The sequence below is a fragment of the Gottschalkiaceae bacterium SANA genome, assembly GCA_036323355.1.
Lineage (GTDB): Bacteria > Bacillota > Clostridia > Tissierellales > GPF-1 > GPF-1.
Map to the genome: position 1 here is coordinate 2,653,084 of AP028876.1, position 19,177 is coordinate 2,672,260.

Genomic DNA, 19,177 nt, shown 5'->3' on the forward strand with positions numbered 1-19,177 from the left:
CTCAGAAGTGTCCGCCGGCATGTCCGGTAGGACTGTTATGTTATTTTTTCTCTCTCTTTCAAATTCAAATTGTAACTCAAAGTTCCCTGGTGAACACTTATCGAAATATCAAAATGTTCCAATCGCCCTTGGGCTTCGACTGTCGATAAAGTTGCCCGAATATACTCAGTTAACTTTTCCTCTATTTTCTGCCTCTTATCAATCTGTCCTGGCATCTCTCACCGTCCATTTATTATTTTCTGTTTCATTTTCTCATTCAGTTGAATCAAATCATCTTGAACCAATGGATCGCTCAAATCATATTCATTAACAATCCGAAGTTGCTTACAAAGAATATCTCTCAGTTCTTCTATCATCGCCCTCTCCTAGAATGGAATCTCATCATCATTTTGAAAATTTTCGAATCCTGCCATTGGATCTTCAGCTACTTTCTGATCCGGTTCAGCAGGTTGTTTCTTTTGACTCGCCCAATCAATAATCTCCACCCGTTCGGCCATGATCTCTGTCACATAATGACGTACTCCATCTCGATCATATGAACCACTTCGAAGCTTCCCTTCGATAAGAACCCGCTTCCCTTTCTTCGAGTACTTTGAAAGAAATACCGCTGGGGCTCCAATTGCCTTCACCAAGAAGAAATCCGTGATCGGCTTTCCTTGTTGCTCTCGTTTCGCTCTCATATCTTTTGAATATCCCCTATCCACTGCTAACTGAGTTGTCGCCAATGGGGTTCCATTTAGTGCTTCGTAGTCCAAACTTACATCTACTGAAAGCCGTCCCATCTCTATACATTTATTCATCTGCTCACCTCTTATGAAAAATTAGTATTCCGAAACCGCTTAACAACTGCTCCTTCAGAATCAAATACAAAAATCTTACCCAATGACAAAATCACATAATCATCTTTGATCTTTTCTCCACCCATCGCCATTTGCATGAACGATTTTTCCCGCTCATCCCGACCAAATATTCCAGTAATATGCGCCTCAATCTTCTCTCCTGTATGCTCGTTTTCTTCCTGAAGATATCGATTCAAAATCAATACATCGCCAACTTCAAAGAGTCGATCATCTTTACGAAGTTCAAACAACTTTTTTCCTTTTACCATCACATCAAAGTTCTGACTCTCCATTTTCAATTCATGAACTTTGTGACTTCCAATATCCAGATCTTCCTGGCTTAAAAATGCAGCTGCGAAACAATCATTGCAAATCATCCCGATTCCTATTTTCCCAACCCAATCTTTGAGTACGGGAGAATCTAATTTTAAATCATTAGGGAACAACAACGGCATCACATTCTTCGAACCACACCAGGGGCATTCTTCATATTCCTTTAATTTCTCAATCCATTCTGTTACCGTAACAAATGATTCCATCTCTTCCCTCCTCATTTCATCATTTTCAGCGACTTCGGATCCATCTCCAGCATTTTCTTTGCTCCCTCGTCATAGATAATAATCTTGCCGTTATCTTCAGACTTGTACAACACCATCTCAGGACTTAATCGCGTCTGGTAACTGTACAATGCTGGTGCATCAACTTCCACTTTAAACTCTACTTTATGCATATTTCTCTTCCTCCTGCTCCATTTGCCGTTGAGGTCTTCGACCGATCACAATATCATCAATTCCAAATTCCTCAACCACTCGATCACGGCCTTCCCAATACTCAACAAAGATCCTCTTTTTTACATGCATGTAATACCAACCTGAAATGCCTCTGCCCTTTATATAAATCTGATTCAAGCACCTCCCGCAAAATGCCTTTCCTCCGATAACAATCAAATCAGTGTTTCTCACCGATCGATTGCAAACAGTGCAATTGATTAATCTACCGGCCATAAAACCTGTGATCCAGCTTTGGATCCTTGAATTCAACGATATTGCCGCGGGCATACTCAACCAATCGTCCTGTAATTGCTCGATCCATATTTCGTAATTCTTCAATCGTTTTTTCGCAGGTAACCACAATTCCCTTTTTCTTAAAATAGCGATAATCAATGATCTGAAACATAGAGTCGATATGACTCATCAAAGGATTTTTCTGACCATTCCACTCTCGGATCGTTGTCCTGAAGATATCGTCAATTACTAAAAGCTCAGCATCCTTGTACTGATTGATCACTTTATACAGATCCTTTTCTTTCTTGGCATTTGCAAAGGTAGCGAGCAAATCTTGGAATGTCACATAACGCACCAACACATTCTTCTTAATCAAAGCATTTGCTATCCCGATTGATAAATGAGTTTTACCCGCGCCATTTTGCCCCATCAACATAAAATTCATATGCATGTTATCATACTCCCCAAAGATCTCAACAAACCGTTTAGACCGACTCAATGCAACTTCCTGAACCTCATTCTTGGGGATGTAATTATCCAGGGTCCGATCCTGAAAAGCCTCTGCAATCCCTGAATCCTTCAAAGCACTGATCGCCTTCTTACGTTTCAAACACTCGCATGGCCTGCATACTTCCCGCCCATCATCCTTGATGACAATCTCCCAACCCGAATCATTACAATATGGGCATTTATACTGCGTTTGTGACTTTCTTTGCATTGCACCCTGATTAGAAATTGTTCCAATCCCGCTCTGCAAGATCTGGTTCAACGCTGTCATTTACCTCACTCCTTTCATCCGACTTTCGTCCTTTTAATTTCTGGTCCTCATACTTCCCAACAACCCAGCTGAGTATCGCCCGATAATCACTGGCATATTTTTTCCCATGAGCGCCCTTGTAGTTATCAAGAGCATCAATCATCCAATCAGTAGCAGCTTTCCCATGCTTGTCAACCAGCTTCTTGCATTCAGCTTCGGTCATCAAGACATTTTCGGCATAGGTGATTTTAGGTATCTTGGGTGCGCGGACCTTATCTCTTTTTACTTTACTATTCTTTACTTTACTTTCCTTTACTTTACTTTGTGTACTTTTGACGTCATTAAGTCGGCATTCTTCTGCGGATTGACTTCCGTTACTCTCCGGTAACTCTTCATCAAGTGGGGTTTCTTCCGGATTAATTCCGGAATAACTCTCCGGTTTCGGTTCTTCTGATAGGGTTTCTTCGGAATTAACCTCTTCACTCATTGGGTTTTCATCTACTTCTTGCGGGGTTTCTTCCGTGTTATCGTCAACAAGCCACCGTAATAACTTGTCATGAAGAACGTATTCGGGTATAATTTCAACCTCTTTACGCTTCTGTGCTGCCATATAAAACCGCTTCTGAATGCCCCTCGAAGTGATGATTCCATGTTGATCATAGAGTTCCTGATTGAATAGACCAACTTCCAGGCAACTGGTAAGGATCTCTTCGATCTTATCCATCTCGATCCCCGTCCGTTTCTTCATAGAAGCTAACTGGAATTTCGACCATTCAATGAAATAGCCACTCGAATATATCCGCTGCAGGAGCTTGATCCAAAGATAAAAGCCTTCAGCTTCATATAATGTTTCAATGTATTCCACCTTCTCGTCCGGAAAGACATCCAGACTAAAATACTCAATGCCCAATTTGATCGGTCTCGCCATGTCCTCACCCTACCTCTGAAAGTTCTTCTTGATTGTCCCCTGGGAAGAATAACTTCATCCCTGATTTGTAGGTATCATAATACCTTTTATGATTGATCTTCAGCTTCTTGATAACATCATTAACTTTGAATCCAAAATACTCTCTTAAGAAGTAGATCTTAAAAAACAGACGATCTTCTTTTGATAATTTCCTGGTCCCAACGATCGTCTTGAAATCCTTGGCAAACTCCCTCTGAACGTACTTCTCAAAATTGATAGGGAAGCATTTTTCCAAGTGGTTTCTGGCAATTTCAATTTCTTCATCTTTTATTTCCACTTCGTTGTACTCATGATTCTCAGCGCATACCTCACGCTCAATTTGCAACTTCTTAATTCTTTTATTCAGTGCCTGAATCTTGTCACGATACGTCTTGTAATTGGCTGCGCAATACTTTGCCCAGTCCTCTCTCAACATGTCTACATGCTTCATTTGCTTTCCCCCTACGTATTCTCTATTCACTTACACAAACGAATCTGATATAATTAAATAGAGATATTTTTAGTCGAATACTCGTTGGATCCGCATTCCCGTGCGGGTCTATTTTTTTTGAAAACAATTGATCGGGCATACTGTATCCCTTCTAATTCTCTTTCCAGTTTCCTTACATTTCTGAAAATCTTGTACCATCCCATCAGATCGTTTCACGCGTTCTAAATAGCAATGTTCACATCGTTTCATACCTGCTTCACAATATCCATTTCCTAAACTCTTCATCATTCCCCTCCTAACGCTTGCAATGCCAATTGGATCCGCATGTCTACACCCTCAGGTATCGTCTGAATATAGGCCAAATCGATCTCCTCAAGCGTTTGTGCCGAGAAGCTGACACTTTCCCTTAGCACTTGATTTTCATCCCTCAGATTCTCAATAACAACCGCTCGGAAGGCATTGCTATCATCAAGTATTGCCACTGACTCCTGGTACTCTCCGATCAGGTTATGCTGCATAACCCCAATCATGACCAACATGATGATCAGGATCACCAAGCAAGGAACAATCATTTGATCAATTTTCATTTGCTCTTTGATCTTTGGCCGTTCTACCTTTCTTTCATTCAACTTGTCATTCATTTTACTCTCCTTTCACATCGCCTTTCCTTTGCGTTTGTATTCATCAAACTTTCGCGTTTTTCTCAAGTGATACACTTTTGAAAGAATCGTAGCGTGAGTGCGACCCAGCGCTAATGCCAAATCCGCGCCCTTTGTATTCTCATACATTGAGCATAAATACATGAGGTCTTCTTCACTCCAGGCCTTCTGATGCATATCATGTATTTCTGGATCATATGGGGCTCGATACTTATTCATAACATCACCTCCATCTTACATATAGACCTTCTCATCAAAATATCGTCTGCTAATTTTTCCACGCACAGTGATTTTCCCCTGCCCTGAAAGTTCCATATTCAATTCTCTAATTAATCGATATGCATAACTCATCGATACTTGAAGAATCTCCGAAATATCTTGCGCATTGTAAAATCTCGATTCAATAACCTTTGCCATAATACTCTCCTCTCATGTTTTTTTGTAGTACCCCTTCATGCTCATTTTTAATTCCAATCGACGTTCCAAGTCCTGAAGATCAAGGCCAAACACTTCCGACATTTTAATTAAATGCATTTGAATAGCCGGCATAATATCAATGATCTGTTCTTCATGGACCAATAACTTCTGCCATTCTTCCTTAGTGAATTCTCGCCGGTCACGCTTATTTACTACTAGTTTCCGCAATCTTTCGATACTAGATATCAGCTCAGCAGCTTCTTCGATCAGAACACCCATCCCAACAATGCTGTGATCATCCACTCGATTTAGTACCGGCACATTAAAGAATCCTGTTTTATATTCAAAACTGTATTCTGCAAGTAGCCGATCACTCTCCAACACCCTTGTCATGCGAAAGGCATTCTCTGATGGTACATCTCGCCCTGATTCATAATCCGAAATAGTAGACTGCGTAACTCCAATTCGCCTTGCCAGTTCACTTTGGCTCATTCCAACATGCTTTCTTTGCTTTAACAACTCATCTGAAAATGACAAATAATCACCTCCTCAAGTATTTATTCAATCGGTAAATCAGTGACGAATTATCTTCCGTTTGAGATTACAATTAAACTAGAAACGCTTCACAAACCTCTCCCAAGGTTCTCTGCAGAAGCATTTTCCCCTCTCGGATTAACTCATCAATATCATGCCCCTGGTGAACGAGAACTGCGATCTCTTTTGAAATCTCTCTAGCATTACGTTGCATCTCATCCGTGATCAGATTCGCCCTCTGATCAATCATTTTCAATAGCATTACTCACCTCACTTTTACGGTCATGCAAATGGCCGTCATTTCTCTGTTGTCTCTCTATCATCCAAACCACTACTGGATCCAGAATCAATCCGCAGCGAAAGCAGCGGGTGTCACCCTGCTGGATCTCCGTAAGGCAACGTGGGCATTCCTTTAGTTCCTGGCTAATAGTGCCGAATCTACTGATTTTAGCCATTGATTACTCCTGTTCTCGCAGTAGCCTTTTTTGAAACTTTCCTTTCAAAAAAAATTTCCTCAATACTTTTATTGAAGTAACTAGCAATCTTTCGTGCTTCCTCAATCGAAAACTTGATAGCACCACTTTCTTTTTTGTAATAAGACGCTTTCGTTTTTAGATCAAGTAGCTCCGCTAATTCTTTTGCCGAAACTCCTTCCTGCTTCCGCAAGACTCTCAATCTCTCGTACATAACCACACCTCCTTCTTTGTAGCTTTTTTTGATACTTTCTTCTTCTTTATTGTAGTATCCAAAAAAGCTACTGTCAACAGTTATTTTGAATATTTGTGACTTTTATTGATATATTGATAAATTTCCAATTTGGATATAGTAAAATGTTACAGAGGTGACTATTATGGAATTCGGAACTAGGCTACGCGCATTGAGAAAAGAAAAAAATATGACTCAAGAAGAATTGGCAATATTAATCAACTCTACAAAAGCCAATATTTCAAAGTATGAGACCAGTAAAGTTGAACCGAATATTGAGACAATCCGATTCTTTGCAGATTATTTCGATGTTTCAGTAGACTACCTCTTATGTAAGACTCATGTACGAAACTACACTGAAACACTTGCCTTCCACGCTACGGAAGATCTAACCGAGGAAGAATTGGAACAGGTGAAGCAATATATCAAATTCTTGCACAGCCAACGTAATGAAGATTAAAATACTAATCGAACTCATAATTATGTCAAAATAAAAAGACTATCTTTTATACAAGCGTATAGAAGATAGTCTTTTTCATTATATTCAATCAGATTTCTTCATTAAAAAAGCGAGTCAGTTCCCAAAATTTGACACGAACACATGTTCGTTATATTATTCAAGTAATAACTTTTATCGAGGTGATCCATATGATATCAAGTGATATGCTACATGCTCTTGCACAAGAGCAAAGTATCCCGATCATGCTCGCTCCATTACCAAATAAGATTCAAGGAGCATATTATTTAGCTCCAGACAATCGGTCAAGCATCATACTCAATCAAAGTCTAACTGAAGGAAGTTTTGAGTATCGCAGTGTTCTGGCTGAAGAACTCGGTCATCATTTTACATCAGCGGGGGAAACACCATCCCTTGCTTCCATGACGTATTGTGATCGTGTTCATCGAGATCGTACTGAATCAAAAGCGGTAAGATGGGCAGCTGATTTTCTAATCCCGACTGAACTACTCCTCTGTAAGGTTGAGGACTGTTCGGTCGCATGCATCCATGAGCTCGCTGACGCATTCCAAGTCACCGTTGAGCTCATTAATCACAAACTCTATTACATGTCTTGCACCGCTCCTTATTGGACTTTGAGAAGCGGTAGAGAGCTTTGCCTAGCTTCCTTGCCATCCATCTATATCTATGATCCATTTACCGATGCCATTCCTTGATCGGACTGAAATTATCGCTCTGAATTTGAAACAATGATAATGAAGTCAATTGCGAAAGGAATGATAGAATGCCTGCATACAAAAACAAGAAACGAGGTACCTGGTACGCTGCCTTTTACTACAAGGACTGGACCGGAAAGAAACTAAAGAAGAAAAAAGAAGGATTCAAAACCAGACGTGAAGCACAAACGTATGAAAGAAAATTTTTAGAGACCGCTCACGCGAATCCGAACATGACCTTTGAAGCTCTGGTGAAGATCTACATGGAAGATTGCAAAACTCGACTGAAGCCGACAACCTATGCAAACAAGGAGTATGTAATCAACCTAAAGGTACTACCATACTTCAAGAATATGCGGATCAATGAGATTGAACCTGCAACTATTCGAAAATGGCAAAACAAATTGCTCAATCATGAGAACAACTACAGCATGACATATCTGAAGACAACGAACAATCAGCTTTCGGCTATCTTCAACTTTGCTATGAAGTACTACAAGCTGCCTACGAACCCCGCACGGATCAGCGGCAGCATGGGTAAAAAGAATTCCGGAAGAATCGCCTTTTGGACGAAATATGAATTTGATCAGTTCATGACATCGGTTGAGGATTCACCCATCTACAAAACCATATTCACACTTCTATTCTGGACCGGCATGCGCATTGGTGAAACACTTGCCCTCACCCTGGATGATTTCGACTTTCGAGAACAAACCGTTTCAGTAACCAAGAACTACGCTAGGCATGAAGGACAAGACTTGATCCTGGAACCCAAGACCCCGAAGAGCAAACGAACTATCACCATCCCTCGAGCGGTTAGCAATATCGTTCAAGAGTATTTAACTGTGCTTTATGACTACCAGCCGCACGATCGGCTCTTTCCGATTACCAGGACAACTATGAACGGTGTCATGAAACGCAAATGCAAAGAGATGAATTTGAAGCGGATCCGCATTCATGACCTGCGACACTCCCATGCCTCCTTGCTAATTGAGATGGGTTTCTCCCCTTTGCTGATCAGTGAAAGGCTTGGTCATGAGAACATCGAAACCACCCTTCAGACCTATTCTCATCTGTACCCAGATAAGCACGGCGAGGTCGCTGCGAAGCTGCAAGAATTGATAGAGGAGACATAAAAAAACACCCCTGAAATGAGGTGCACAAAATTATTAGTACGTTTTTAGTACGCTTGGCAAAAAAATAAACCCGCAAACCCAGTATTCATCAGGGTTGCGGGTTTATCATTAACTATTCCCACTCGATTGTTGAAGGTGGCTTTGTTGTAATATCGTACACGATACGATTTACATGGTCAACTTGGTTGACGATTCTATTATTAATTTTATCTGGTACTTCATAAGGAATTCTTACCCAATCTGAAATCATACCATCTGTAGGTGTAACCTCTCTGATAACAATTTATGAGAGTAAGTTCTTTCGAATCCCATAATTCAACTGATCTGATATCAAGACATATCGTGAAGTACTGCCAAATTTTTCTCTAATCCAGCTTTTCTATTTTTTCTTTTAGGATAGTATCTGATTCACTTATCATTATATATTTTTCATCTGCGATACCGCCTAGAACTCTGTTTGTTAGCCCTAACTCTTATTTTCAGTGGTCCTATTTAGTTTTGAAAATCATTCCTACCAACGTACCACCACTTATTTTAGAAGAATAGAAAACTTTCATTTCCAGATTTTAATCCTACCGCCATATTATTATAAAATCAACTTTCCACAACTGATTTAAATATAATAATACCACTTTTGTACTATCACACACCTCGACTTCTGAAATGATCAACAAAAATATTGATCTTTTCACTCTTTAACGGATGATGGAGCATAAGAATTTTACGACTACTCGGTAGTATATATTTCTTGATAATGCGGCTATTGATGCTAAACATAAAAAAATGGCATCCTCAAATAATATAAAAAAATTATTTTTCATTATTTTAAAACAACATTCTTCATTATTAATTAGCCTTCTTCAAAATATTTACTTCTTTATCTTTTATATAAATTTTTTCCTTACAAGTTAAATTAGCCTTAAAGTTCAAACTAGTTAAATCGTTAGAGTCAACATCAAATACTAATCTACAAATATTGGTACCTGCTTTAACGCTAAATTGAATATCTAGTTCAACATCATCAGCCTTAATTTTATTATACATAGGTCGAATAATAATCACCTTGTCTTCTGTCGCATCACGAATATGTCTAATCTTCAGTTTATCAAGGTTTTTCCCTTTAAGCGATAATCTATAGTTTTTTTCTGTTTTTGAATTTATTATTATCATATAACTTGATTCATTTGCATCGTCAAGCTTAATAAGATCAACCATATCAATTTTGTTATTTACAATATTTTCTATTCTCATCATAGAATTCTCTAATTCCTTCATTTTGGGTGTAAAAACAACTGAACATTTATCACTGCAGTTCCCCTCTTTTAAAACAACTATGTCCTTGTATATATTACTCATAATGTTAACTAATGAATTTAATTGGTATAAGTAAGTAATTCCAATTGAACAGAATAAGACAAACACAAAAACTATTATACCAATAGTTACATTTGTAAAAAAACCAAGAATTAATGGCAAAATAACAGTTACAACCCAAGATATTGCAGGGGCTATTTGAAATTTTTTTATTAAATCATTTGAATCACCCATGTTACCTCCTAAATACACTCTTACTCAGGCTCTTATTTAAATTAAATTCCCCAAGTACTCTATAGATTTCAACATAGTTGCCATTCCCTACTTCAATATCATAATTTTCGAATTTTCGCTTGTATTTGACAATCTCTTTAGCCTTAATCAATAAATCCATATCCTCTGAAGAATCCCAAATACTAAATCCTCTTAAATTTATCAAGTATTCAGAATCATCCTCTTCCAATTCAATCTCTATTTCATATATATTTTTTAAATCACCTTTTTTTATTTTATCAATAGTATAACTATCTAATAAATTATACTCTTTTAAGTTTAACTGATTTGCAATATCTCGCCATTTATCAATATTAGACGTCAATATAAACATACATTTTTTATTATCATTGTAAATAACTCTTGCTGTCTTTGCACTTAATTCAGATAATTTTTTTTCTATATCGAATTCAACTGACTGTACTGCCTCTATCATATGTGATAAATTATTTTTCAAATCTACATATGAAATAACATACTCTTTATAAGGTAACGTAGTTTCAATATCGGATTTATATATGAATTTTTCACTATTATAAAATTTTTCTATTATTTCAAAATCAGCATGATAAACTAATCCTTTTATCTTCTCATTTGATAAATTATTCATTTCTTAGTATTTCCTCCAGTTTTGTAATTTGAATTTCTTGATATTTTTGATATCCATATTTCAATGAATAATTAATATACTCTTTTGATTTCTCAAAGTTAATCATCGCATTATCATGATCCTTATACATCTTTTTTTCACCAAGTAAATAGAATAAATCCGAAGCTTGTATTAGGAGTTTTGATTTCTCATCCTTTGATAGTGATTCGTTTTCAATTAGTTCATATTCAACATAGGGTAAAGCTTCATAAAGATAATCTTCATCTTCTGTTATAGAGTATAAATGCCTATACGATGATATTATATAATGCCTAGACCAGTAAGGATGTGACTGAATATAGTTATTAAAATCCTCTATACTCTCTAAATATAATTCTTCTGAATTACTTACATTAGTATTTGCAAGCTCATAAGTATACTGTGCAAAATAGTATTTCCAAAGCTCCTTTGTATCATCCTCTACTATTGTATATAAGATATCAGCTTGAGTTCGTGCAATCGTATAGTATTCATATTTCTTAATATCACTAGTAAAATAATCCCCTATAGTAGCATTAATTCTCATACGACCTTCAATTAAACTCTCAACTGTAAAATCTGATAGTATCTTCACACAATCATTATCTATTTTAATTAAAGTATCTATCTTATTCTCTGAATTGGACAGATAAATATTATCGGCAATCCTCTGATTAATTCGTATAATAATATCATTCATTTGATCTAAAGAAGTATTCATATTTAATTCGGAAGTTTCAAAGTTATCTTCAAACAGATCAACTGTAATATTTTGATCAGTATCCTTAAATATAGTATTTTCATCATTATTAGATATACTACTATTACTCGTATCCTCATCTATAATAGTATTCCCATAGTTTTTTTGATTTTGATCATGGTACCATTGTGAATTCTTCTGTTCTTCAATATCAGCTTCGTTCTGATTATTAAGAATTAACAATAAACTAATTGCTAACACGAATATAATTATCATTACAACAACATAAGCAAAGCTTTTATAATAAAAGGATTTTAGTTTTCCTTGAAATTCGATTATATGCACCTTCTAAGTTTATATTTGTATTACTATTTAATAATTTGGTGAATCACAACATTGAGCTAATTTGAACCTGTAAGAGAACTCTTCAATTTCTATATCAGTATTCTATACAAATAATTGTTTGTTTGAGCAATCAAATACAAAAAATAAAATCACACAAGAATAATAAACTACTACAACACAAAATGAATAAAATTTGTTTATAATATTTTAGCATTTAACTTTAAAATTATGTCTTTGACTTAATCTGTCTAATTTTATTAATCACACCTATTTTACTCCCAATTATCTCCAAATACAATAGATATAATATAACACGTTATACCACTGTATTGATTGTATTAGTAGTGACCACATTTCATATATCTCGAGTGATTTAATACTAATTCAATCCTGATAAATTTGAATTCGTTGGTTTAATTGTTTAGCTTCATAACTTTAAAATAGACTCTTCCAACCAGTCAAGTCCGATAAAGTGTGTACTTTCCCTCGGCTATTCAATTAGGCAACAGCAGTGATTCGATGAGTGGATCGGAACTGGTAGTACTCCTCCATCGAGAGGTACTTCTTGCCGGATGACCATTTCTCATCTTGCTCAATCAGGAGTGCTTCGTTCAAACGGAGAAGGCATGCTTCATTCGGAAAGATCCGAATTACTCGCTCTCTACAGCAACTCTCTTGGTTCATTCTTTCAATCCTATTGCTGGTTCGAATATGTTTGCGATATTTCATTAGAAGGTTGATCACAACCATCGCATTGTCAAAGCCTTTCTCCAATACAGCCATTGCTTTTGGTGCAGTATCTGCATAGGTTTCAAGTATTTCATCGTCATTTGGTATTTTCCCCTCGGGTTGATGGTTTCTCACAATTCTGTTTATACGAGGTTAAACCCAAGTGGCTCATTTTTATATTTATTAAATTTATACCATTATACGGAATTTATCTCTACCAAGTTCCCTTTAATATCAATTCAATATCAGCCAAATATTAAAAAAACGCCAAACCCTTTATTTACAAGGATTTGACGATTTAAGTTTACTATTCCCATTCAATCTCTTCATTTTTCATTACACCACATAAAGTAGCTTTCAGTTCATCTCATAGCTCAATTCCACATATTTTTTCTCCTTGATTTGCCGCATCATGAATTCTTAGTATCATTCTAGTATCAAGCCTTCCTTGCTATTGCCAGTTTATCAAACAGAATTTTTTTTATCATAATCAGTTGATTTTACTATATTTCATGGCTCTATTTCACTAGTTTTCATGCCCGATTTATGGACTTCATAATTTTTTAGTACGTTTTTAATACGCCAAGCGTACCGTGCAGAAACAGCCCAAATCATTAATGGATTAACAGTTAATATTGAAGAATAACAGAAAAAAACAGACAAGGCACTCTACGAAAATAAATGTAGTGTGCCTTGCTTGTTTTCAATAATGCTACGTTATATAAAATTCACATCTATACTTCATCAATATTTACAGTCGCTTCGACACGCATACCTTTGTGCAAGTAACCATAATGAACTTGTGCTATATCCTTCAAGCAACCTAATTCTATTGGAGCACTGTCTAGACGTTCAACAACTTCCTTTTTGTTAGTTTTAATGATAACTCGTGCTTCACTTTGCTCTTCAAAGCGGATGCTTTTTACCAGCAATTCTTTAGGATATATTTGACAAAAATCCATCCAGCCATCGGAACCGTATGCCTCAAAATCAAAATATGAAACACCCTCAATTATTATTTCAGAATCTTCCAAACCTACTTCTCTTAATGCTTTATATAGTCTATTTTTAAATTCCTCAAAGTCCCGAATTATTATTAATACAGGCTGATCTTCTAACGGTAACTTATCAATATCTTCCGGCGAATAATTATCTGAAAAATCTCTAAAATATGATGCTGGTATCTCAGCGGGTATCCTGTGTTTCCCTGCACTATCGGGACAGGGGAACAAGCTGTGCTTCATAATGTACACACAAAAGCATGGCAAGTTTAAACTTCGTTTGTCTTTCAATAACAGTCTTCTCTTGCAAATTTCCTTATGTAATGGTCTGGCATTCGTATTTAGGATGCAGATAGACTCGTATTTTTGAATTATTTCAGATATGCTTTTAACATCTAAACTATCACAGAATGCCAGAGTTCCCTCATATCCATCTCCTCGCCCATCCCCATGTTGTTTGGAGTAATCAATCCACGATTGGGGGGTGTTGAATTTGATCGATCCTCTCTTTATAAAAGATTTAGCATATTTAGAACTCGTTAATCTAAAGGCACCAGAAAAAGTATTAGGTTTTTCCCAATCTCCCATATAACACCTCTCACTATATTTGTCTGACATATTCTATCTACGATAGTTAGCCTATTGTTCCAACAACTTGTAAAGTAATTATACTGACCACTCGCCAAGCACCGACATCTAATCCGCTCTATACGGGTCTTTAATCCCCTCTTGGACTAATTCCCGCAGAGCATTAAATTTTTGTTTTTCTAACTAAAATATTTATCATCAAAAACCCAGAAAAGCTTATTTCAAGCCATTTTGAGCACACTTATTTATTATCTTGACCTCCTTACTACAATCTCAACATGCATACTGTGTCGGTAATGGAAAATTACTAACTTCGAACATGTATTTATGCGGCTTTCGTTCACTCTCAAATCAAATAAAACAATTGATGTGAACGTATATTGTGAAAGCAATTATCCTTCTTTTGTCTCAAATCATATTTAACGACCTAAACATTTAAATGTATAATAACACATGATTTGTTCTCCCACTCTTATAAAACCATTTTTGAATTTAAGTAATACTTTTACGCTGAAAATTAATCAATAAGCCTGTCGAACATGATTTTCTACACAAATTGGTTTTATCTTCTTTCGGTCAATCAGTTCATGAGCCACAGGTGACCTTTTATTCCTAATTGTTATATTCCTGGTCTTAGAACTGCAATTTTTTTTTCGAGGATCAAAAAAATCAATATCCTCAGTTATTAAATAAATTGTTCTAGTGTCTGATTTTTCTTTTGCAACAAGCGCAGCACGAATATACCATTTATCTCTAGAATTCATATCAAAACCTTTTGATCGAAGTATTCTTTCAAAATCCGGATCAATTTTAGTTTTTGTTAGTCGCATTTTCCCCGAATTCAATAATTCAATTATCATCTCTTCAACAACTTGAGGATTGTCGACCGCTTTATATTCGTACTGCATTTGATCCCCATCATCTATATACATAACATACTCTTCCTCTTGGAAAAGATAACTTGGAGAGCTAGTAAGTTTATGCTCAAGCCCAATAATACTCTCTCGGCAATATCCCTTAAATATATTAGCATCTATGATAACATTCATTTAAAGTACCCCATATCTTATTCTAGAAAGATCTTTAGCTGCTTTATACCGTTCTGGGAAAAATCCTCTAGGCCACTCATTAATGAATTGACCCTGCAAATCCATATTAATTCTTTTGATGTGTTTAGTTGTGCCCTCAGGCCAAATATAATATATTGCAACATCCTCCGGTGCTAATTCTTTTGCAGCAATCAATTGTTGCATTCTAATAATTAAATGTTCACTATGAGTTTCAACTAACGACTGTACCCCCTGGTTATATAAGTCTTTCAAATAATCTCCTATACAGAATTGTGCTTTCGGATGTAAATGAATCTCAGGTTCCTCAATAATAATTGCTTTCCCTTCATCAAGATTATATCCAGCAACTAAAACAGGTAATATTTGACTATTACCGTACCCTACATCCGCATAATTTTCTAGCTCACCAGTTTCTTTATTCCTAATTTTTAATTCAAAATGTCTATCAGAAATTCTATGTATCACCAATTCTGATGCAATATCAGCAGCATTAAGCCACTGTTCAACCTTATGCTTGATACTTTTGGATTTATTGCCTTTTCGTAGCGTATCCATAGCTAATATATTTACAGAATGCTCACCACTACTACCCACAAATTTTCTGTTCTCACCAGTATACATAAACGTTCTTTGTGGGGGGATACGCATCGCACCAATATATTCAATATTTCGTAATTCCTGCCGCATATTTTCGCTATGCCTGTTTAAAAACATAAGTTTCTTCATGTTCAGTTCATCAAGAAACCGTTGGGTTTGAGTAATCTCGTCATCACCGTAATAACGTCTTGAACGGAAAACCGGAATAAAATTATCAACTAATAAACCCTTACTAACTGTTGCTTTAATACTTGCTGGAACTTCAACATTTGAAATCACATCCAATAAAAATTTATCACTATCCTCAGAATAACTCATTGACATGCATTGCCTGTTATCTTTAAAGTATATATTCTTAGCAATAATTTCTTGTCTTTTAGGTCGATATTTATATTTCAGGTCAAGATCAATTTTGTATATTGGTTTTTTTGGCATAACGGATATCCCGATTTCCATATGGCGCTTTGTAGAATTACCAAACACTATATCTTTATACGTGCCAAAATCACCATTCTTTCCTCGTAGCAACATAGATACATTAGGATCCGTACTATTCAGCGTTTGGTTAAGGATTCTAATACCACTCAAAATGGAGGATTTGCCAGAATTATTAGGACCTAAAAATAGAGTTATTGGTGCCAAATCAATATTCAATTCGGAAAATGCTTTAAAATTTTTATATCTAATATTCGATATCATTTTCAACTCTCCTTGATTATACTAACCTAAAATACATATTAGTTAAAATAATGAAATTCTACCAAATATTCATCATCGCTCAATCATCATAGCAGCTAATAAACGTTCCCATACTATCATAGAGTTCTGCCGGGTCAGATTTATTATTGTTCCAGATCCCACGTCCATCTTCCCAAACCATATCAACTTTATTAATAGATTTATATCCACCAATCATCACTTGAGAATTTGCATTCAGTATAAATTTTGCGAACTCATATTCCTGTGATCCAAGGACAGAAAGAATCTTCCAACCCGCAAGATCTATATCAGAATCTCCTGTGTTTTCAATGATAATATATTCGTTTACTTTGTCCAGGGCTTTAATTCTGATTGAGCTTATCTCTTTAGAATCATCCGCAGCTTCATTATCTGTCTCTAAAATAGTTGTAGTTTCTTCCGAAGCCGTAGAATCACTAGCCATTTCTTTTTCTATTACAGGCGCATTAATTTCATCTGGATTCACATTATCAAAATCATCTTCGATCACATTCCCTTTTAAAGTGTACTTGTAACTATAGTGACTCGGTATCTGCGTTTCCGCATCTTGATAAGTAATAATAGCAACAAAATCAGTACAACCCCCAGCCTTACGAATTTGATCCTCCATATAAGCTTGATCACCATGTCGATTAAGTGTGCTGTCTTGGGGTGTAATGTTGTAAGCATTTGAAACACCACCCAACGAGTCAGCAATCACATGACCCTCATCTAGCACTGGACTTTCGACCCCCGGGACTTTTGCCTCATCTGAAAAATACCTACCCGTACTCAAAACTGGTTCAGTCGCATCATCCTGCAAAATAATTTCCTCTGCAACAACTTTTACCAATTGCCCGAATTCATTAGTAAATGCATAATATTCACGATCCCCAAAGCCAATATCTACAACCACATTAGATTCACGATGACCAGATAAATCTCGACCATCCACCTCAATAAGTCGATACCCATCAAATAATCCACTCTTTGATTGCTCTTTGGAGCCCTCAATAATCTCCGTATTCGCTCCATCCGCTAACGAATTATTATCCGAATTATTGGTTTCCGGACTATCTCTAGCTTTATCAATTGCTTGTGATTCTGCTGACTCCATTGAAGCAGAAACCACTTCAGGCTCACCCGTTAAATCATTATCCTCCGAGCTTTGTGATTCCACAATTTCCTCTACTTCTGATAGGTTTTCTTCACCACTATCCTCTAATGGAACTTCTCTCGAATCTGACACCGCCTCACCTTGCTGCAACTCTCGCATATTCTGTCCCGCATTAACACCAGCACTGCCCGTATCAATCGAAGCAATCGTGATAAATAGAACTGATAGTATAGCTCCCAGCACCATAACAAGCTTTTTTTTCCTCTTCCATCCCCAATATGTCAGCATAAATGGGAAAACAATAATCCACGCAAGAATTTTCAATAGTTTTACAAGCATCTTCATTCTCCTTATAAACGTAATCTATTACACATTATACTACAAAGCATTACCTTTTTTTAGTTTATAAGGATATTTTTGGATTCCTAGTTATATATTTCGTCTTTCTAATTTTTAGTTCCACCTCTCCCTATTTAATTAACTCAATCCTCTTTACTTTCAACTCTAATCGAATGAGAAGCAGGGTGTTCACTATCAATAATATTTCGTCCACTCAAGTCAAAAATATCCTTGTTATTAACTCGATAACACCCCTGTCGTATAGCTTCAATTGAACAATACTGTTTGATTTCCTTGGTCCATCCATTACTATTCCAGTAGACCAACACACCATTAATTGCCGTTTTATCTTCTAAGTACGAAAAAAACTCAATGTCTTTTTGTGGTAGTATCCATTCTACTCTTGAACCTTCCTGAAAATGACTTGGAATCTTTATATCACATTCTATAAAGAAAATCGTATAAATTGGTTTTGACTTCTCATCAAATTCAATTCGAATTCTTTCTTTATATGAATCCACTTTTGAATAGTGATCATCAAAAATTTCTCGAAAGTTCTCCATAAAATACTCATATTTAAACGGTGTTGAAACAATCTCAAAGGTTGACGATACAGAATTTTTTTTATTAATCATTTTTTTAGCCTTTTGATGCTTTTTATTGTAATAGTTCATATTGTATTTACATTTAAATTGAGATCCTTTTCTCGTTAGCTTCGATTGATCAATTATAAAATGTTCAATAGCCAAAATCATATTTGGCAATTCAATCACTAAATCTGGGCAATCATAAGGGTAAATTTTTATGTTCTCTGGATCATCCTTACAATCCTCTATACACTTCATAATCTCTTCATATTCGATTGATCCACCATATTGAAGTTCTCCACTCAAAAAAACACTTTCAATTAATCTAGAATCTCTATTTCTCATGCTATACCCCTTAATTAATGTTCGATTTTAATTCTATAAATTCTTATAGCCAATTTATCAAACTGCATTATTCACCATCACAATCAGTTGATTTCAGTGCATTTCATGGCTCTATTCCCCCAATTTTCAGTCTTGATCTTCGGCTACATGGTTTTTTTAGTACATTTTTAGTACGCTTCATGTAAATCACAACACTTTTATGTCAA

General features: G+C 36.0%; 29 protein-coding genes. 3 read left to right on the plus strand and 26 right to left on the minus strand.

Annotated features, from left to right (window positions below; all coding sequences use genetic code 11):
• Positions 1-35 precede the first annotated feature (35 nt).
• From AC25CA_RS12985 to AC25CA_RS13060, 16 genes are all read right to left on the minus strand, one after another.
• Positions 36-215 carry a hypothetical protein gene (locus AC25CA_RS12985; RefSeq protein ID WP_486814254.1) on the minus strand — a complete coding sequence of 60 codons (180 nt, stop codon included), beginning with the start codon at positions 213-215 and terminating at the stop codon, positions 36-38.
• A gap of 3 nt (positions 216-218) precedes the next feature.
• A complete protein-coding gene (locus AC25CA_RS12990) occupies positions 219-356 on the minus strand; it encodes a hypothetical protein (RefSeq protein ID WP_486814255.1) in 138 nt (45 codons plus the stop codon).
• A gap of 9 nt (positions 357-365) precedes the next feature.
• Positions 366-800: a single-stranded DNA-binding protein gene (locus tag AC25CA_RS12995; RefSeq protein ID WP_486814256.1), complete on the minus strand. Its 435-nt coding sequence runs from the start codon at positions 798-800 to the stop codon at positions 366-368.
• 11 nt (positions 801-811) lie between these two features.
• Positions 812-1,378, minus strand: coding sequence for a DUF3850 domain-containing protein (locus AC25CA_RS13000; protein ID WP_486814257.1), 567 nt, complete (start codon positions 1,376-1,378; stop codon positions 812-814).
• 11 nt (positions 1,379-1,389) lie between these two features.
• Complete coding sequence (locus tag AC25CA_RS13005; protein ID WP_486814258.1) at positions 1,390-1,569, minus strand: hypothetical protein; 180 nt, start codon at positions 1,567-1,569, stop codon at positions 1,390-1,392.
• On the minus strand, positions 1,562-1,747 hold the full coding sequence (locus AC25CA_RS13010; RefSeq protein WP_486814259.1) for a hypothetical protein: 186 nt from the start codon (positions 1,745-1,747) through the stop codon (positions 1,562-1,564). Before AC25CA_RS13010 ends, AC25CA_RS13005 begins: the two co-directional genes overlap by 8 nt.
• Before the next feature lie 85 nt (positions 1,748-1,832).
• Entirely contained in the window at positions 1,833-2,621 is a 789-nt protein-coding gene (locus AC25CA_RS13015) for an ATP-binding protein (RefSeq protein ID WP_486814260.1), read from the minus strand.
• The gene (locus AC25CA_RS13020) at positions 2,572-3,528 is read right to left on the minus strand and encodes a DUF4373 domain-containing protein (protein WP_486814261.1); all 957 of its coding nucleotides are present in this window, start codon (positions 3,526-3,528) and stop codon (positions 2,572-2,574) included. The genes AC25CA_RS13015 and AC25CA_RS13020 overlap by 50 nt, the downstream gene beginning before the upstream one ends.
• Positions 3,529-3,532: 4 nt before the next feature.
• Positions 3,533-3,997 (minus strand): hypothetical protein, encoded by a 465-nt coding sequence (locus AC25CA_RS13025; protein WP_486814262.1) that lies wholly within the window; start codon positions 3,995-3,997, stop codon positions 3,533-3,535.
• A gap of 108 nt (positions 3,998-4,105) precedes the next feature.
• Positions 4,106-4,285, minus strand: coding sequence for a hypothetical protein (locus AC25CA_RS13030; RefSeq protein WP_486814263.1), 180 nt, complete (start codon positions 4,283-4,285; stop codon positions 4,106-4,108).
• Entirely contained in the window at positions 4,282-4,638 is a 357-nt protein-coding gene (locus AC25CA_RS13035) for a hypothetical protein (protein ID WP_486814264.1), read from the minus strand. Before AC25CA_RS13035 ends, AC25CA_RS13030 begins: the two co-directional genes overlap by 4 nt.
• A gap of 12 nt (positions 4,639-4,650) precedes the next feature.
• Positions 4,651-4,875, minus strand: a complete 225-nt coding sequence (locus tag AC25CA_RS13040) for a hypothetical protein (protein WP_486814265.1) — start codon at positions 4,873-4,875, stop codon at positions 4,651-4,653.
• Positions 4,876-4,890: 15 nt separating this feature from the next.
• Positions 4,891-5,073: a hypothetical protein gene (locus AC25CA_RS13045; RefSeq protein ID WP_486814266.1), complete on the minus strand. Its 183-nt coding sequence runs from the start codon at positions 5,071-5,073 to the stop codon at positions 4,891-4,893.
• Between the two features lie 12 nt (positions 5,074-5,085).
• Positions 5,086-5,610, minus strand: coding sequence for a helix-turn-helix domain-containing protein (locus AC25CA_RS13050; protein WP_486814267.1), 525 nt, complete (start codon positions 5,608-5,610; stop codon positions 5,086-5,088).
• A 70-nt stretch (positions 5,611-5,680) separates the two neighbouring features.
• Positions 5,681-5,869, minus strand: a complete 189-nt coding sequence (locus AC25CA_RS13055; RefSeq protein WP_486814268.1) for a hypothetical protein — start codon at positions 5,867-5,869, stop codon at positions 5,681-5,683.
• Between the two features lie 185 nt (positions 5,870-6,054).
• A complete protein-coding gene (locus AC25CA_RS13060; RefSeq protein ID WP_486814269.1) occupies positions 6,055-6,294 on the minus strand; it encodes a helix-turn-helix transcriptional regulator in 240 nt (79 codons plus the stop codon).
• A 163-nt stretch (positions 6,295-6,457) separates the two neighbouring features.
• On the opposite strand from AC25CA_RS13060, the gene AC25CA_RS13065 reads away from it, so the two are divergent.
• From AC25CA_RS13065 to AC25CA_RS13075, 3 genes are all read left to right on the plus strand, one after another.
• Complete coding sequence (locus tag AC25CA_RS13065) at positions 6,458-6,772, plus strand: helix-turn-helix domain-containing protein (RefSeq protein WP_486814270.1); 315 nt, start codon at positions 6,458-6,460, stop codon at positions 6,770-6,772.
• Positions 6,773-6,960: 188 nt separating this feature from the next.
• Positions 6,961-7,485, plus strand: a complete 525-nt coding sequence (locus AC25CA_RS13070) for an ImmA/IrrE family metallo-endopeptidase (protein ID WP_486814271.1) — start codon at positions 6,961-6,963, stop codon at positions 7,483-7,485.
• A 68-nt stretch (positions 7,486-7,553) separates the two neighbouring features.
• Positions 7,554-8,621, plus strand: a complete 1,068-nt coding sequence (locus AC25CA_RS13075) for a site-specific integrase (protein ID WP_486814272.1) — start codon at positions 7,554-7,556, stop codon at positions 8,619-8,621.
• Positions 8,622-8,733: 112 nt separating this feature from the next.
• Here AC25CA_RS13075 and AC25CA_RS13080 read toward each other — a convergent pair whose 3' ends face one another.
• From AC25CA_RS13080 to AC25CA_RS13125, 10 genes are all read right to left on the minus strand, one after another.
• Positions 8,734-8,871, minus strand: a complete 138-nt coding sequence (locus tag AC25CA_RS13080; RefSeq protein WP_486814273.1) for a GMP synthase (glutamine-hydrolyzing) — start codon at positions 8,869-8,871, stop codon at positions 8,734-8,736.
• Between the two features lie 596 nt (positions 8,872-9,467).
• Positions 9,468-10,169, minus strand: coding sequence for a hypothetical protein (locus AC25CA_RS13085; protein WP_486814274.1), 702 nt, complete (start codon positions 10,167-10,169; stop codon positions 9,468-9,470).
• 1 nt (position 10,170) lies between these two features.
• Positions 10,171-10,818, minus strand: coding sequence for a hypothetical protein (locus AC25CA_RS13090; protein ID WP_486814275.1), 648 nt, complete (start codon positions 10,816-10,818; stop codon positions 10,171-10,173).
• Positions 10,811-11,797: a hypothetical protein gene (locus AC25CA_RS13095; RefSeq protein WP_486814276.1), complete on the minus strand. Its 987-nt coding sequence runs from the start codon at positions 11,795-11,797 to the stop codon at positions 10,811-10,813. The genes AC25CA_RS13090 and AC25CA_RS13095 overlap by 8 nt, the downstream gene beginning before the upstream one ends.
• A gap of 582 nt (positions 11,798-12,379) precedes the next feature.
• Positions 12,380-12,745: a transposase gene (locus AC25CA_RS13100; RefSeq protein ID WP_486814277.1), complete on the minus strand. Its 366-nt coding sequence runs from the start codon at positions 12,743-12,745 to the stop codon at positions 12,380-12,382.
• A 599-nt stretch (positions 12,746-13,344) separates the two neighbouring features.
• Entirely contained in the window at positions 13,345-14,199 is an 855-nt protein-coding gene (locus tag AC25CA_RS13105) for a hypothetical protein (protein ID WP_486814278.1), read from the minus strand.
• A gap of 521 nt (positions 14,200-14,720) precedes the next feature.
• Positions 14,721-15,248 carry a hypothetical protein gene (locus AC25CA_RS13110; RefSeq protein WP_486814279.1) on the minus strand — a complete coding sequence of 176 codons (528 nt, stop codon included), beginning with the start codon at positions 15,246-15,248 and terminating at the stop codon, positions 14,721-14,723.
• The gene (locus AC25CA_RS13115; protein WP_486814280.1) at positions 15,249-16,565 is read right to left on the minus strand and encodes an AAA family ATPase; all 1,317 of its coding nucleotides are present in this window, start codon (positions 16,563-16,565) and stop codon (positions 15,249-15,251) included.
• A 79-nt stretch (positions 16,566-16,644) separates the two neighbouring features.
• Positions 16,645-18,039 carry a lamin tail domain-containing protein gene (locus tag AC25CA_RS13120; protein ID WP_486814281.1) on the minus strand — a complete coding sequence of 465 codons (1,395 nt, stop codon included), beginning with the start codon at positions 18,037-18,039 and terminating at the stop codon, positions 16,645-16,647.
• Positions 18,040-18,182: 143 nt separating this feature from the next.
• Complete coding sequence (locus AC25CA_RS13125) at positions 18,183-18,971, minus strand: hypothetical protein (RefSeq protein WP_486814282.1); 789 nt, start codon at positions 18,969-18,971, stop codon at positions 18,183-18,185.
• Positions 18,972-19,177: the final 206 nt, after the last annotated feature.

Coding starts and splice junctions, on each gene's coding strand:
- AC25CA_RS12985 (WP_486814254.1), bottom strand. CDS start 215: ATGCCAGGACAGATTGATAAGAGGCAGAAAATAGAGGAAAAGTTAACT.
- AC25CA_RS12990 (WP_486814255.1), bottom strand. CDS start 356: ATGATAGAAGAACTGAGAGATATTCTTTGTAAGCAACTTCGGATTGTT.
- AC25CA_RS12995 (WP_486814256.1), bottom strand. CDS start 800: ATGAATAAATGTATAGAGATGGGACGGCTTTCAGTAGATGTAAGTTTG.
- AC25CA_RS13000 (WP_486814257.1), bottom strand. CDS start 1,378: ATGGAATCATTTGTTACGGTAACAGAATGGATTGAGAAATTAAAGGAA.
- AC25CA_RS13005 (WP_486814258.1), bottom strand. CDS start 1,569: ATGCATAAAGTAGAGTTTAAAGTGGAAGTTGATGCACCAGCATTGTAC.
- AC25CA_RS13015 (WP_486814260.1), bottom strand. CDS start 2,621: ATGACAGCGTTGAACCAGATCTTGCAGAGCGGGATTGGAACAATTTCT.
- AC25CA_RS13020 (WP_486814261.1), bottom strand. CDS start 3,528: ATGGCGAGACCGATCAAATTGGGCATTGAGTATTTTAGTCTGGATGTC.
- AC25CA_RS13025 (WP_486814262.1), bottom strand. CDS start 3,997: ATGAAGCATGTAGACATGTTGAGAGAGGACTGGGCAAAGTATTGCGCA.
- AC25CA_RS13030 (WP_486814263.1), bottom strand. CDS start 4,285: ATGATGAAGAGTTTAGGAAATGGATATTGTGAAGCAGGTATGAAACGA.
- AC25CA_RS13035 (WP_486814264.1), bottom strand. CDS start 4,638: ATGAATGACAAGTTGAATGAAAGAAAGGTAGAACGGCCAAAGATCAAA.
- AC25CA_RS13040 (WP_486814265.1), bottom strand. CDS start 4,875: ATGAATAAGTATCGAGCCCCATATGATCCAGAAATACATGATATGCAT.
- AC25CA_RS13045 (WP_486814266.1), bottom strand. CDS start 5,073: ATGGCAAAGGTTATTGAATCGAGATTTTACAATGCGCAAGATATTTCG.
- AC25CA_RS13055 (WP_486814268.1), bottom strand. CDS start 5,869: ATGCTATTGAAAATGATTGATCAGAGGGCGAATCTGATCACGGATGAG.
- AC25CA_RS13060 (WP_486814269.1), bottom strand. CDS start 6,294: ATGTACGAGAGATTGAGAGTCTTGCGGAAGCAGGAAGGAGTTTCGGCA.
- AC25CA_RS13065 (WP_486814270.1), top strand. CDS start 6,458: ATGGAATTCGGAACTAGGCTACGCGCATTGAGAAAAGAAAAAAATATG.
- AC25CA_RS13070 (WP_486814271.1), top strand. CDS start 6,961: ATGATATCAAGTGATATGCTACATGCTCTTGCACAAGAGCAAAGTATC.
- AC25CA_RS13075 (WP_486814272.1), top strand. CDS start 7,554: ATGCCTGCATACAAAAACAAGAAACGAGGTACCTGGTACGCTGCCTTT.
- AC25CA_RS13080 (WP_486814273.1), bottom strand. CDS start 8,871: ATGATTTCAGATTGGGTAAGAATTCCTTATGAAGTACCAGATAAAATT.
- AC25CA_RS13085 (WP_486814274.1), bottom strand. CDS start 10,169: ATGGGTGATTCAAATGATTTAATAAAAAAATTTCAAATAGCCCCTGCA.
- AC25CA_RS13090 (WP_486814275.1), bottom strand. CDS start 10,818: ATGAATAATTTATCAAATGAGAAGATAAAAGGATTAGTTTATCATGCT.
- AC25CA_RS13105 (WP_486814278.1), bottom strand. CDS start 14,199: ATGGGAGATTGGGAAAAACCTAATACTTTTTCTGGTGCCTTTAGATTA.
- AC25CA_RS13110 (WP_486814279.1), bottom strand. CDS start 15,248: ATGAATGTTATCATAGATGCTAATATATTTAAGGGATATTGCCGAGAG.
- AC25CA_RS13115 (WP_486814280.1), bottom strand. CDS start 16,565: ATGATATCGAATATTAGATATAAAAATTTTAAAGCATTTTCCGAATTG.
- AC25CA_RS13120 (WP_486814281.1), bottom strand. CDS start 18,039: ATGCTTGTAAAACTATTGAAAATTCTTGCGTGGATTATTGTTTTCCCA.
- AC25CA_RS13125 (WP_486814282.1), bottom strand. CDS start 18,971: ATGAGAAATAGAGATTCTAGATTAATTGAAAGTGTTTTTTTGAGTGGA.